Origin of the sequence: Burkholderia sp. Bp8991, from assembly GCF_003853795.1 — a bacterium.
Taxonomy (GTDB): Bacteria; Pseudomonadota; Gammaproteobacteria; order Burkholderiales; family Burkholderiaceae; genus Burkholderia.
Genome location: NZ_QTQJ01000003.1, coordinates 274101 through 286613, shown reverse-complemented (window position 1 = coordinate 286613; position 12513 = coordinate 274101). Strand labels below are relative to the sequence as shown.

Below are 12513 nucleotides of genomic sequence, written 5' to 3'. Positions count from 1 at the left end.
CGCGCCGGGCGGGTGCGGAGCACGAGTCGTGACGACATGTATCGGCGCGCGACTATGCGCTACGACGTGTCACTACACGCGATGCAGCCAGCCGAGCCAGTGCTCGAGGAACGGCGCGCGCGTCCACAGCGATTGCGCGAGCCACAGCGTGCCGCCCCAGGCGGCGGCCACGACGATCAGGTCGCAATGTCCGCTGTTCCACAGGTTCAGCGAATGGCGCCGCCAGATCCACGGCACGCCGAGCGGATTCGGCCAGTCGGCGAGCAGGTGCATCACGCCGCCGCACGCGAAGCCGAACAGCGGCGCCGCCCACAGCGGATGCGGATGATGCGTGAGCCCGTGCCAGCCGAGCGCGAGCAACGCGATCCAGCCGATGCCCCAGTGCGTGATGGTGCGGTGCGTGATCCACAAGCGGCGCTTGCGGGTCCACCACGCGACTTCGAGCCAGTCGGGCGCGGTGCCGCCCGCGACGCCGGCCGCGAACGCGGCGAGCAGGCCCGCGTGCCAGGGGCCGGTCGCGCCGGTTTGCGCGACGAGGACGGCGGCGGCGACGCCGGCCGCGAAGCCGGACGCGTGATGCGCATTGTGTGATGCCATAGGAAACGAGACGAAGAAGCGTGAAGCGGCTGCGGACGAGCGCGAACAATCGGGCGCGAAAGCGGGGCGCTATCTTCTCAGATCGGCCTGCTCAGCGGGCGGTTCGATCGCATTTTTTTACATGTGCCGGAGCCGCGCATGCGGCGCGTGCCGTGATTTCCGATCGCGCGGGTGCGCTGCGAATCCGCCGCATGCCATTTCGACTGATCCGCCGGCTCATTTTTTGCTCCGCCGTGTGACCGACCGTACACGATCCACGGCAATTCGTAGTGTGCCGCGAGTTTTCCGGCCGCATTCCCCGATTCACTACGAAACCGGCATAGGGCTGACCGTGCGCCAGCGGCTATAAGCGGATCAGGGGCTATTTCCAGCCCGCCGGAGACCTACATGGGGGACATGCAATGTCTATGCTGAATCGCTTCAAATCATCCGCCGTCGTGCTCGCGACGATGGCCGGCATCGGCTTCCTGCCGAACACGCCGGCCTACGCGAAAGGGCCGCAGCCGGCGGTCCTGACGAGCTCGGCGGTCGCGGTGGCCGACAAGTACAGCGCGGACGCCGCGGAGCGGATCTTCAAGGAAGGCGGCAACGCGATCGACGCGGCCGTCGCGATCGCGTTCACGCTCGCCGTCACGTACCCGGAAGCCGGCAACATCGGCGGCGGCGGTTTCATGACGATCTACAAGGACGGCAAGCCGTATTTCATCGACTATCGCGAGCGCGCGCCGCTCGCCGCGACGAAGGACATGTATCTCGACAAGGACGGCAACGTCGTCAAGGGCATGAGCCTGTACGGCCCGCGCGCGGCCGGCGTGCCGGGTACGGTCGCCGGCATGTGGGAAGCGCAGAAGCGTTTCGGCAAGCTGAAGTGGAAGCAGGTGCTCGCGCCGGCGATCCACTATGCGCGCGACGGCTTCGTCGTCGACGAGCAGCTGGCGCAGCGCGGCGTCGACGCGTCGAAGGAATTCGGCGGCAAGACCAACTTCGACAAGTACTTCGCGTCGATGAAGGCCGGCACGAACTTCAAGCAGCCCGATCTCGCGGCGGTGCTCACGCGCATTGCGGATGGCGGCGCGGAAGGATTCTACAAGGGCAAGACGGCCGAGTTGATCGCCGCGTCAATGAAGACCGGCGACGGCAACGGGCTGATCACCACCGAGGATCTCGCGCAATACCGCGCGGTGTGGCGCCAGCCGGTGCAGGCGAAGTGGAACGGCTATGACGTGATCACCGCGCCGCCGCCGAGCTCGGGCGGCATCGGCCTCGTGCAGCTGCTGAAGATGAAGGCCGATCTCAAGCAGGAGTTCGAGGGCGTGAAGCTCAACTCGCCGCAATACATCCACCTCGTCGCGGAAATCGAGAAGCGCGTGTTCGCGGATCGCGCGCAGTATCTCGGTGACCCCGACTTCTACAAGGTGCCGGTCGCGCGGCTGACCGATGACGCGTACATCGCGAGGCGCGCAGCCGAAGTGAGCCCGACGCAGATCGCCGACACCAAGAGCGTGCAGCCGGGCCTCGGCACGTCGATGCCGGAGAAGGCGGAGACGACGCACTTCTCGGTCGTCGACAAGTGGGGCAACGCGGTGTCGAACACGTACACGATCAACGGCTATTTCGGTTCGGGGGTGGTCGCCGACGGCACCGGGATCGTGCTGAACGACGAGATGGACGACTTCTCCGCGAAGCCGGGTGTCGCGAACATGTTCGGCGTCGTCGGCAGCGACGCGAACGCGATCGAGCCGAAGAAGCGTCCGCTGTCGTCGATGTCGCCGACGATCATGACGAAGGACGGCAAGGTGTCGCTCGTGATCGGCACGCCGGGCGGCTCGCGGATCTTCACGTCGATCTTCCAGGTGATCAACAACATCTACGACTTCGGGATGCCGTTGAAGGAGGCGGTCGGCGCGATGCGTTTCCACCATCAGCTGCTGCCGCCGAACACGATCTTCTGGGAGCCGTACCACCCGATCGAAGGCGAACTCGCGAAGCAGATCGAGGCACGCGGCTACACGCTGACGGGGCAGGACTTCAGCGGCGACATCCAGGTGATCAAGATCGACGGCAGGACGCCGGAGGCGATGGCCGATCCGCGTGGGCGCGGGGTCACGCGGATCATTCGGTGACGTCGAGTAGCGGGTGAGTGACGCGTGCGCGAAAGCGGTCGCGCACGCGGTTCCGCGGCCGGCATGCAGTCCGGTGCCGGGCGGGCAGCCGCGTCGGATGGCTCGGACGCGCGGTGCAACGCGCTCAGGCGGTGGCGCGGATGAATCCGGCGATCCGGTCGGTCACCGCGTCGGGCGCATCCTCGAAGCAATAGTGCCCGACGCCGGCCAGCCGCTCGACGGGCGCCGACGGAAACAGCGCAGTGAACAGCGGCAGGAAGTGCTCGGCGCCGAGGGTGCGATCGGCGTCTCCCCAGATCGCGAGCGCGGGCTTGTCGCGTATCGCGCGTACCGCTGCAGCATCGGGCTCCTCGAATCGATGCGTGCCGTCGGCAAATCCGCGCGCCCATCCGATTGCGCCGATACAGTCGGCCGGTTGCGCGAACGGCGCACCGTATGCGGCGATCCAGGTATCGTCGATGACGGCATGATTCTCGAAACCGTTGAGCTTCAGCGTACTCAGGATGTTGAAGCCTAGCTGCCCGAGCACCGTTTCGAGTGTGTCGTCTGCCGCCGCGCGCACGATCCACTGGAACCACGGTGCGTCGCGACCGTTCGCGGTCACGCGCTCGACCAGATCGGGCTGGCCGAACGGCGTCGGCCCGTTCGCCGACACGATGCGCCGGATCCGGTCAGGGCGCCGCGCGGCGAGCCCCATGCCGACCGGGCCGCCGAAGTCGTGCATCACGAGCGTCAAGCGCTCGAGGTCGAGCGCGAGAACGAAGCGCTCCAGGTTGTCGATATGGTCCTGCAACCCGTAGTTGCGATCCTGCGGCGTCGCGCTTTTGCCGAATCCCATGTGGTCGGGCACGACGATGCGGTGTGTCGGGCTCAGTGCCGCGATCAGGTGGCGGAACAAGTAACCCCAGGTGGGTTCGCCATGCAGGCACAGAACCGTTTCGCCGTCGCGCGGGCCTTCATCCACGTAGTGCATCTGGAAACCGGGCGCGTCGCTGAAGTGCGGAGCGAATGGAAAGGTGCCGTCGAACGTGGCATCGGATGAAATCATCGAGCGCTCCTTCGTATGGTCGTGGATAGTGGTTTCATGTTGAAACCATTTGGAGCGTAGGACATGAGGTTTCAAGTTGCAACTGAATGAATGATCAGGACACGATCGAACGCCTCGACGACGGGATGACTTCAGGTAAGAAAAATCGAAAATTCGGCAATTTTTGGCATCGAAATGCATGACCAGACTAACCCCGACTAACCAATTCCGATGAGGAACCCGGTTTCGTTCGTGCTCCTCGAACAATGGACGCACGGCGATTGATTTTCAGTATTGTTGGTTTTATATTGAAACCTTAATTGCCCATGGCACCATCCGCCGTTCGACCTCCATCGATGAGCAGACGAACCACCCACGAAGATTCCCTTTGCGGCGTTGCCCGCCCGCTGGATGCGATTGGCGACTGGTGGTCGCTGCTGATCGTCCGCGACGCATTCGACGGGCTGCGCCGTTTCGGCGAATTCCAGAAAAATCTCGGCCTGGCGAAGAACATCCTCGCCGCGCGTTTGCGCAACCTCGTCGCGCACGGAATCATGGACATGGTGCCGGCCGCGGACGGCGGCGCACATCACGAATACGTACTGACCGAAAAGGGGCGAGGCCTGTTTCCGCTGCTCGTCGCGCTGCGGCAGTGGGGCGAGGATTTCTTCTTCGAACCGGACGAGGCGCACGTGCTTCTCGTCGACCGCAAGACCGGCTTGCCCGTCAGGAAACTGGAGCTTCGCTCGCAGGACGGCCGCGTGCTCGGGCCCGAGGACACGGTCGTGCTGCCGCCGCCCGGTTGATGCATCGCCAGCGGGCGGGCGTCACCGCGTCAGCGGCGCATGTGCGCTCCCGTTCTGCTCGGGAGCGGTTAGACCGCGTTCAAGTACGCTCTCGGCGAGCGCGGCCCGGATTCCGCTTCTGAGGGGCGGATCGACCCCTTTTTCATCAATTTGACGCGAGACGCTGGGATAATGGTGGTGTTTGGCTGCGCCAATTGAAGGAAGGAGGCCCCATGGGCGATAACGATACCCGCACCGAGTCCGACGACTTCACCGATACGGCATCGCTCGAATCGCGCCAGCGCCGTTTTGAGGAAGACCTCGTCGACGCGTACGACGAAGAACTCGAAATGGAGCTCGACGACCGCCGCTTCGACAACGACGAGGATCTGCTGTTCTCGCCGGAGCGCCGCGAAGCGCGCAAGCAGTATTTCCGCGAGCTGTTCCGGCTGCAGGGCGAACTCGTGAAGCTGCAGGACTGGGTCGTGAGCACGGGGCACCGGCTCGTCGTGATTTTCGAGGGGCGCGACGCGGCAGGCAAGGGCGGTGCGATCAAGCGCATCACGCAGCGCCTGAACCCGCGCGTGTGCCGCGTGGCGGCGCTGCCGGCCCCGAACAATCGCGAACGCACGCAATGGTATTTCCAGCGCTATGTCGCGCATCTGCCGGCCGGCGGCGAGATCGTGCTGTTCGATCGCAGCTGGTACAACCGCGCAGGCGTCGAGCGCGTGATGAATTTCTGCACCGACGACGAATACGAGGAGTTTTTCCGCTCGGTGCCCGAGTTCGAGAAAATGCTCGTGCGCAGCGGGATCCAGATCGTCAAGTACTGGTTCTCGATCACCGACCATGAGCAGGAGCTGCGCTTCCAGAGCCGGATCGAGGATCCGTTGAAGCAGTGGAAGCTGAGCCCGATGGATCTCGAGAGCCGCCGCCGCTGGGAAGCGTATACGGCCGCGAAGGAAGAGATGATGCTGCGCACGCACATCCCCGAGGCGCCGTGGTGGGTCGTGCAGGCGGTCGACAAGAAGCGCGCGCGCCTGAACTGCATCCATCACCTGCTGACCCAGGTGCCGTATCACGAGGTGCCGCGGCCGACGATCGATCTGCCTCAGCGCGAGCATCACGAGGACTACATTCGCCGTCCGACGCCGGACAGCATGATCGTCCCGGACGTTTATTGAGCGGTTCGGGTCGACTGCATCGACCACGGAGGCGCGCCGTGCAACGCGGCGCGCGTTAATCCCGGATCAGGAACGCGGCGCGGTCGCGCCCGGCGATCCAGGCGGGCGCACGACCGCGGCCGCTCCAGGTCGCGCCCGTCGCCGGATCGCGATATTTCGTGCCCATCGTGAACAGCTTTACGCGATCGCTGTAACCCTGCCCGAAGATTTCCCGCGCGGTCAGCGCATGGTCCGTCACGAGCTGGCGTACCTGCACCAGTGCCGCTTGGCGTTCGCGGCGGCGCGCCACCCGGATGCGTCGATCGAGTTCCGCGAGCTGGGCTTGCAGTTTTTGCAGTTGCATGCGTCCGATATCCCCGTAGCTGAATTCTGATTGTTGGCGATCGTTGGCGACGCGCGGTGTGCCGCATGTCTGCACGCCCGGCCAGGCGTTTGCAGGACGCGTCGCGAGGAACACGGGGGAGATTAAGCTTCGGCGCGCGGGTTTTCTATCGGACGCATCTGAATTTTCACGGGAATCTGTGTGAAACCCGTGGCGGCGAGGCCGGGCGGGTTGCCCGATCCTCACAGGTCGGGGAAGCCCGAGCGCCCCTGCGTCAGGTCGAACAGTTCGGTCTTCGCTGCTGCCTCGGCCGTTTCCGGCAGCTTGATCACGAGCTTCACCGTCATCCCGTACGCGCTGTCCACCAGCGCGTAACCCGCCTGCTCGATCCAGCGGCGCACCCGCGCTTCGTCCGGGTAGCCGATTTCGATCGCGATCCGCGTGTGGCGAATGCGTTCGACGCGCTCGGCGTCGAGCAGCGCCGACGCGATCGCATCGGTATAGGCGCGCACCAGGCCGCCCGCGCCGAGCTTCACGCCGCCGTAGTAGCGGACTACCGCGCCGAGCACGCCGTCGAGATCGTGATGACGCAGCACTTCGAGGATCGGTCGGCCGGCAGTGCCCGACGGTTCGCCGTCGTCGGACATGCCGGACTGGCCGCCGGCGAGCAGGGCCCAGCACACGTGGGTGGCCGCCGGGTGTTCGTCGCGCAGGCGCTGCAGCGCCTGCATCGCGGCATCGCGGTCCTCGACGGGGATCGCGAACGCGATGAAGCGGCTCTTGCGGATCTCGAGTTCCCGGGTGTAGAGGGTGGCAAGCGAGTAAGTCATGTTCCGGGAAACGGTGAATGTATAGGAATCAAGGAGATAGGGGCTCCTGTGCGGCGCGCTTCCGATGGCAGGCGATGCATGCCGCAGCAGGCCCGGCAGGGCGCCTGAACGGGATGAGCAACGGGGCACGACGGAATTTTACCGTGGCGCGCGTCGAGAGATTCGGCGCGGTTGCCGCGCCGGCCGCTCCGGAGCGTGAAAACGCGTGCGACGAACGCGACCGCCGGGTGACGATCGCTTAATGGAGCGCTTCGCCCGGGTTCAAACATCGGACGTGACGCGCGGTCTGGACTTTCCGGAGGACGAAAGCCGGAGGAAGGAGTTCCGGGCCTGGCAAGTGGGGACCTGGCGTGCGCCGGTCGGCTCGACCTGAGCGCGAAGCATCGGGCGCGGCGGAGGGTGTCGCGATCGCATGCGCAATCGATTCTCGTCGGCGACGGATCGCGGCTCGGATCGTGGCTCGAATCGCGGCTCGGATGGCGGCTCGAATCGCGGCGCATCTGCCGATGCACCGAACGAGTGTAGGCGAACCGCGATGCATTGCGTAGCCGGGAGATGCAGAACATTGTGTTCTCGCGGGCCGAACGTCGAAGCGTCATTCCGTGCGCTAGACTCGTGCCGTCGATGCGTGCCGCCTGTCGCGCGATCGGGCATGACGGCGGCGTGCGCGTGCGTACCTGCATTGCGCGGGATGATTGAAAGGTCCGGTCGTTGTGATTCGGATTGCGAAGCAATGAAGAAGGCGGTTCATGTTCGGAAAGCGTCTCTATGCCCCGGCCCTGTTGATGATTGCGCATGTGCCGATCGCGTGCGCGCAGAGCAGTGTCACGTTGTTCGGCGCGCTCGACGTGGGACTGAGTTACGTCAGTAACGAAGGTGGCCACGGCAATGCGAAATTCGACGACGGGATTTTTACGCCGAGCCTGCTCGGCTTGCGCGGAAGCGAAGATGTCGGTGGCGGCTCAAAGGTCATTTTCCAGCTGGTCAGCCAGATTTCACCGGGTACCGGCGCGCTGATCGGCAATGGCCTGTTCGCGCGTACCGCGTACGTCGGTGTGCAGAACGACCGGCTGGGCACGCTGACGTTCGGCAACCAGTATGAATTCATGGCCGATACGCTGTTCTTCAGCGGCACTGACGCGGCGGCCGATGTCGCCGGACTGTACAACCTGCGCAACGGACCCTTTCGCAAGCTCGCGCTGCCCGGCAACCCGACCGGCGCGTTCGACTGGGACCGGATGGCGGGCAGTCAGCGTGTAGCGAACGCCGTCAAGTTCGTGAGCTCGGTCATCCATGGGCTGAAGGCGGGCGCGCTTTATGCGTTCGGCGGCGTGCCGGGCTCGATCGGCGCGGGCAATACGGTGAGCGCCAGTCTCGACTACGAGGCCGGACCGTTCGGCGCCGCCGCCGCGTACACCAACGAGAAATATGGCGCACAGCCGGGCTCCGTCGCGACGAGTGTGCGTAACTCGGGCGCAGGGGCGCACTACCGGATCGGACGGGCGAACCTGAGCGCGCTGGTGACGACCGTTCATAACGCTGCGTCCGGTGGCTCGGTGTGGATGGCCGAGTCGGGCGGTACCTGGCAACTCTCCGGTCCGGTCAGGATCGGCGCGGATTACATATACATGAAGGGCAATGCGGCGCTCGACAACGACCACGCTCACCAGGTCACGGCGACGGTGCAGTACACGCTGTCGAAGCGAACGATGGTGTACGCGACCGGTGTGTGGCAGCGGGCAAGCAGCGGTGCCCGGGCGCAAATCAACGGTGTGATGGATCCGGATGGCGCGTCGTCCGGCGCGAACCAGGCCATTGCCCGCATCGGCCTTCATACGCTTTTCTAGCGGTGTGCACGTCGCGCAGCCGGTATCGGCGGCGGTGCTCATGCAGCGCGAACGCTGCAGGGCGCGGCACCGGTATCGGCAGGAACCGGCCGGATCGGCCAACCGGAGGCTTGCTGTCTGATGCAGATACTTCCTGACCTCGAGGCGTGGGCGATTTTCGCGCACGTGCTCGAAACGGGCTCTTTCGTCAGGGCCGCGGAGGCGCTCGACCTCTCGCAGCCGACCGTGTCGAAAGCCATTTCCCGACTCGAACGCCGGCTCGGCACGGCGCTCTTTTATCGAAACTCGCGTCAGGTTTCGCTGACGGCCGCCGGCGAAATCGCCAAATCGCGAGCGATTCGCATTCTCAGCGAAGCCGCGGCGGCGGAGACCGAGGCGTCGTCGCACGCGACGGAACTGCGCGGTCTGGTGCGCGTTGCCGTGCCGATGTCGTTCGCGAGCCGCCACGTCGCGCCGTTGATCCCCGCCTTTCTCGAACGCTATCCGCAGGTGGAGATCGACCTTTGCGTCACCGACCGCATCGTCGATGTGGTCGGCGGCGGGTTCGACGTGGCGGTGCTCATCGCGGAACTCGCCGATTCGTCGCTGCGGGCGCGCCGGCTCTGTGCGGTGAATCACCCGCTGGTGGCTTCGCCGGCCTATCTGAAACGTTGGGGGCGACCGACGCATCCCCGCGACCTGGCCCGGCATGCGTGTCTCGTCTACACGGGGTTGGCGACGCCCGAGCTATGGCAATTCCGTCATGCGTGCGGAGACGCGTTCGCGGTCACGGTGCGCGGCATCATCCGCAGCAACAGCGCCGACGTGATCGTTCCCGCGCTGCTGGCTGGCCGGGGCGTCGCGTTGCAACCCGAGTTCGTCGTCAGGGACGCGTTGATGCGAGGCGAACTGGTGGACGTATTGCCCGAGTGGCGGATCGATCCGGTGGGCGTGAATCTCGTGACGCCGCCGAGCAGCTTGCGGCCGTTGCGCGTGACCGCGTTCCTGGACTATCTGGCGGAGCGCCTCGCTGCCGCGCCATGGGCGGTAGCCGGCGCGTGACGGGCCGTCGGTGCGGAACGTTGCAAAAACGGATTCGATGGGTTGCCGGACACCGCGTCGCTCCTCGCTGAATCCGGGGCGACGACGCGGCGCGCGGCGAGATGTCCGGCGTCGCACGCACGCGCACGAAACGGTGGTCAGCGCGGGAAAGGAGGGTCAGGCGAGGCGAGACAGTTTGAAGACTTCCGAGCGCTCGACATTCTTCACGCCGTTGGCGTGGAAATTCAGGATGTGTGCGCCTTGCGTGTGATGCTTTTCGCGCAGGGCGGGATCTGCCCAATGTTCGACAAAAACGAACCGGCGCGGATCTTCGCTGTCGACATGCACCTCGTAGCGCAGATTGCCTTCTTCATTCTGCGACGGACCGGCAAGGGCGATCAGGTCTTCGCGCAATTGCGCCTCCTGCCCCGCCTTGGCGTACAGCACGGCGACGATATGAAGGTCGTTCATGGTCTGCTCCGGTAATGGGTCTGACGATCGCTTTCGATCGAACGAATTATAGTGAGCCGGCCCGACGCGATGCGCGAACATTGCGTTCCAAATCAGGAAACACCGGCGATCGGCGGCGAGCGCGCGGCGCCGTTCAGGTCTTCGTCAATTCACGCGAATTGCGTACGTTGCGAAACACGAGTTGCGTCATGGGTTGCAGCGGCGCGAGCGCGGCCTCGCGTGCTTTCTCGATCAGGCCGTGATGAGGCGACTTGCCGCAGACGGGATCGGTGAGGCTTGCATCGCCCGTCATCAGATACGCCTGGCATCGGCACCCGCCGAAGTCCTTCTTCTTCTCGTCGCACGACTTGCAGGGTTCGGGCATCCAGTCGTCGCCGCGGAAGCGGTTGAAGCCGGACGATTCGTACCAGATGTGTCGCAGGTCGTGATCGCGCACGTTCGGAAAGGCGATCGGCAGTTGCCGCGCGCCGTGGCACGGCAGTGCGGTGCCGTCCGGCGTGACGATCAGGAACAGGCTGCCCCAGCCGCTCATGCAGGGCTTCGGCCGCTCCTCGTAATAGTCGGGCGTGACGAAGATCAGCCTGCATGGGTTGTTCGCGGCGGCGAGCTTCGCCCGATACGCGTTCGTGATGCGCTCCGCGCGCTCGAGCTGTGCGCGGGTGGGGAGCAGCGCCTGACGGTTCAGGTAGGCCCATCCGTAATACTGGCACGTCGCGAGCTCGACGTAGTTCGCGTCGAGCGCGATGCACAGCTCGATGATGCGGTCGATGTCGTCGATGTTGTGGCGGTGCGTGACGAAGTTCAGCACCATCGGATAGCCGTGCGCCTTGACCGCGCGGGCCATCGCGAGCTTGTGGGCGAATGCCTTTTCCGATCCGGCCAGCATGTCGTTGACCGTCGCGTCGCTCGCCTGGAAGCTGATCTGGATGTGATCGAGGCCGGCTTGGCGAAACGCATCGATCTTCTGCTCGGTCAGGCCGATACCCGACGTGATCAGGTTCGTGTAGTAACCGAGGCGGCGCGCCTCGCCGATCAGTGCGGCAAGATCCGGACGGACGAGCGGTTCGCCGCCCGAGAAGCCGATCTGCACGGCGCCCATCTCGCGCGCTTCGGCCATGACCCTGAACCATTGTGCCGTGTCGAGCTCCGCGCCCTGGCGCGAGAAATCGAGCGGATTCGAGCAGTATGGGCACTGCAGCGGGCACCGGTACGTCAGTTCGGCCAGCAGCCACAGCGGCAATCCGGTTGCCGGCCGCGCGGCGTCGGGCGTCACCGGTTCACGCGAGTTCGATCCAGTGTTGGGCACGGGCGGTCTCCATGAAATCCTCGACGTCGGTACCGAGTTCGGGCACGTCGGGGAATTGCCGTTCGAGATGCGCAACGATGTCCGCGACGGTGCGCGTGCCATCGATCAGCCCGCCGATCGCACTCGCGCTTTCGTTGAATCTGACCATGCCTTCGGGGTACAGCAGCACGTGCGCATGCTGGGCCGGCTCGAACTGGAAGCGAAAACCCGGCCGCCAGCGCGGCACGCGATTCCTGTCGAAATTCATGGTGCGATTCCCTTGTGCCAGACCGGCTGGTCGGTGACGGTGTGATAAGGCGGCCGATGCAGTTCGTAGGCCATCGACATCGCGTCGAGCATCGTCCACAGCACGTCGAGCTTGAACTGCAGGATATCCAGCATCCGCTGCTGGCTCTCGTAGGTCGTGTAATGCCGCAGCGTGATGTCGAGCCCGTGCTCGACGTCGCGGCGCGCCTGACCGAGGCGCGTGCGGAAATACGCGTAGCCGTCCGGATCGATCCACGGGTAGTGGCGCGGCCAGGTGTCGAGGCGCGACTGGTGGATCTGCGGCGCAAACAGTTCCGTGAGCGAGCTGCTCGCAGCTTCCTGCCAGTTCGCGCGGCGCGCGAAATTCACGTAGGCGTCCACGGCGAAACGCACGCCGGGCAGCACGCGTTCCTGCGAGCGCAACTGCGCGCGGTCCAACCCGACCGCTTCACCGAGCCTCAGCCACGCCTCGATACCGCCTTCGTCGCCGGCGGTTCCGTCGTGATCGATCAGGCGCTGGACCCACTGGCGGCGAACCTCGCGGTCGGGGCAATTCGCGAGGATCGCCGCGTCCTTCAGCGGAATGCTGACCTGATAATAGAAGCGGTTCGCGACCCAGCCCTGGATCTGCTCCCGGGTCGCGCGGCCTTCGAACATCGCGACGTGGTACGGGTGGTGGATGTGATAGAAGGCGCCCTTGGCACGCAGCGCCTGCTCGAACTGGGCGGGAGTGAGAGCGGGTTGGCTCATCGACG

Annotated in this window: 13 protein-coding genes; 5 read left to right on the top strand and 8 right to left on the bottom strand. The window is 65.2% G+C overall.

What is annotated here, in order from left to right:
• Positions 1 to 72: 72 nt before the first annotated feature.
• Positions 73 to 597, bottom strand: coding sequence for a metal-dependent hydrolase (locus tag DIE02_RS05020; protein ID WP_044842922.1), 525 nt, complete (start codon positions 595 to 597; stop codon positions 73 to 75).
• Positions 598 to 998: 401 nt separating this feature from the next.
• On the opposite strand from DIE02_RS05020, the gene ggt reads away from it, so the two are divergent.
• Entirely contained in the window at positions 999 to 2720 is a 1722-nt protein-coding gene (gene ggt, locus DIE02_RS05015) for a gamma-glutamyltransferase (protein ID WP_124484990.1), read from the top strand.
• Between the two features lie 124 nt (positions 2721 to 2844).
• Here ggt and DIE02_RS05010 read toward each other — a convergent pair whose 3' ends face one another.
• Positions 2845 to 3768, bottom strand: coding sequence for an alpha/beta fold hydrolase (locus DIE02_RS05010; RefSeq protein ID WP_124485085.1), 924 nt, complete (start codon positions 3766 to 3768; stop codon positions 2845 to 2847).
• Between the two features lie 335 nt (positions 3769 to 4103).
• On the opposite strand from DIE02_RS05010, the gene DIE02_RS05005 reads away from it, so the two are divergent.
• Positions 4104 to 4553 (top strand): helix-turn-helix domain-containing protein, encoded by a 450-nt coding sequence (locus DIE02_RS05005; protein WP_124484989.1) that lies wholly within the window; start codon positions 4104 to 4106, stop codon positions 4551 to 4553.
• 212 nt (positions 4554 to 4765) lie between these two features.
• Positions 4766 to 5716, top strand: coding sequence for a polyphosphate kinase 2 (gene ppk2 / locus DIE02_RS05000; RefSeq protein ID WP_124484988.1), 951 nt, complete (start codon positions 4766 to 4768; stop codon positions 5714 to 5716).
• 55 nt (positions 5717 to 5771) lie between these two features.
• Here the strand turns inward: ppk2 and DIE02_RS04995 are convergent, their stop codons facing one another.
• Together DIE02_RS04995 and DIE02_RS04990 are read right to left on the bottom strand one after the other, a co-directional pair.
• Positions 5772 to 6059 carry an H-NS family nucleoid-associated regulatory protein gene (locus tag DIE02_RS04995; RefSeq protein ID WP_124485084.1) on the bottom strand — a complete coding sequence of 96 codons (288 nt, stop codon included), beginning with the start codon at positions 6057 to 6059 and terminating at the stop codon, positions 5772 to 5774.
• Between the two features lie 221 nt (positions 6060 to 6280).
• A complete protein-coding gene (locus tag DIE02_RS04990) occupies positions 6281 to 6868 on the bottom strand; it encodes a YigZ family protein (protein WP_124484987.1) in 588 nt (195 codons plus the stop codon).
• 785 nt (positions 6869 to 7653) lie between these two features.
• Here DIE02_RS04990 and DIE02_RS04985 point away from each other — a divergent pair.
• Positions 7654 to 8715, top strand: coding sequence for a porin (locus DIE02_RS04985; RefSeq protein WP_409362217.1), 1062 nt, complete (start codon positions 7654 to 7656; stop codon positions 8713 to 8715).
• A gap of 120 nt (positions 8716 to 8835) precedes the next feature.
• Entirely contained in the window at positions 8836 to 9756 is a 921-nt protein-coding gene (locus tag DIE02_RS04980; protein ID WP_124484985.1) for a LysR family transcriptional regulator, read from the top strand.
• 156 nt (positions 9757 to 9912) lie between these two features.
• Here DIE02_RS04980 and DIE02_RS04975 read toward each other — a convergent pair whose 3' ends face one another.
• From DIE02_RS04975 to pqqC, 4 genes are all read right to left on the bottom strand, one after another.
• Positions 9913 to 10206 carry a putative quinol monooxygenase gene (locus DIE02_RS04975; protein WP_124484984.1) on the bottom strand — a complete coding sequence of 98 codons (294 nt, stop codon included), beginning with the start codon at positions 10204 to 10206 and terminating at the stop codon, positions 9913 to 9915.
• Between the two features lie 133 nt (positions 10207 to 10339).
• Positions 10340 to 11512 carry a pyrroloquinoline quinone biosynthesis protein PqqE gene (pqqE, locus tag DIE02_RS04970; RefSeq protein WP_185702585.1) on the bottom strand — a complete coding sequence of 391 codons (1173 nt, stop codon included), beginning with the start codon at positions 11510 to 11512 and terminating at the stop codon, positions 10340 to 10342.
• Entirely contained in the window at positions 11484 to 11759 is a 276-nt protein-coding gene (gene pqqD, locus DIE02_RS04965; protein ID WP_044842933.1) for a pyrroloquinoline quinone biosynthesis peptide chaperone PqqD, read from the bottom strand. The genes pqqE and pqqD overlap by 29 nt, the downstream gene beginning before the upstream one ends.
• Positions 11756 to 12508: a pyrroloquinoline-quinone synthase PqqC gene (pqqC, locus tag DIE02_RS04960; RefSeq protein WP_044843142.1), complete on the bottom strand. Its 753-nt coding sequence runs from the start codon at positions 12506 to 12508 to the stop codon at positions 11756 to 11758. Before pqqC ends, pqqD begins: the two co-directional genes overlap by 4 nt.
• Positions 12509 to 12513: the final 5 nt, after the last annotated feature.

Excerpts from the sequence above, each read along its gene's own strand:
- DIE02_RS05020 (WP_044842922.1), bottom strand. The coding sequence starts at position 597 with ATGGCATCACACAATGCGCATCACGCGTCCGGCTTCGCGGCCGGCGTC.
- DIE02_RS04990 (WP_124484987.1), bottom strand. The coding sequence starts at position 6,868 with ATGACTTACTCGCTTGCCACCCTCTACACCCGGGAACTCGAGATCCGC.
- ppk2 (WP_124484988.1), top strand. The coding sequence starts at position 4,766 with ATGGGCGATAACGATACCCGCACCGAGTCCGACGACTTCACCGATACG.
- pqqD (WP_044842933.1), bottom strand. The coding sequence starts at position 11,759 with ATGAATTTCGACAGGAATCGCGTGCCGCGCTGGCGGCCGGGTTTTCGC.
- DIE02_RS04980 (WP_124484985.1), top strand. The coding sequence starts at position 8,836 with ATGCAGATACTTCCTGACCTCGAGGCGTGGGCGATTTTCGCGCACGTG.
- DIE02_RS05010 (WP_124485085.1), bottom strand. The coding sequence starts at position 3,768 with ATGATTTCATCCGATGCCACGTTCGACGGCACCTTTCCATTCGCTCCG.
- ggt (WP_124484990.1), top strand. The coding sequence starts at position 999 with ATGTCTATGCTGAATCGCTTCAAATCATCCGCCGTCGTGCTCGCGACG.
- DIE02_RS05005 (WP_124484989.1), top strand. The coding sequence starts at position 4,104 with ATGAGCAGACGAACCACCCACGAAGATTCCCTTTGCGGCGTTGCCCGC.
- DIE02_RS04975 (WP_124484984.1), bottom strand. The coding sequence starts at position 10,206 with ATGAACGACCTTCATATCGTCGCCGTGCTGTACGCCAAGGCGGGGCAG.
- DIE02_RS04985 (WP_409362217.1), top strand. The coding sequence starts at position 7,654 with ATGATTGCGCATGTGCCGATCGCGTGCGCGCAGAGCAGTGTCACGTTG.
- DIE02_RS04995 (WP_124485084.1), bottom strand. The coding sequence starts at position 6,059 with ATGCAACTGCAAAAACTGCAAGCCCAGCTCGCGGAACTCGATCGACGC.
- pqqC (WP_044843142.1), bottom strand. The coding sequence starts at position 12,508 with ATGAGCCAACCCGCTCTCACTCCCGCCCAGTTCGAGCAGGCGCTGCGT.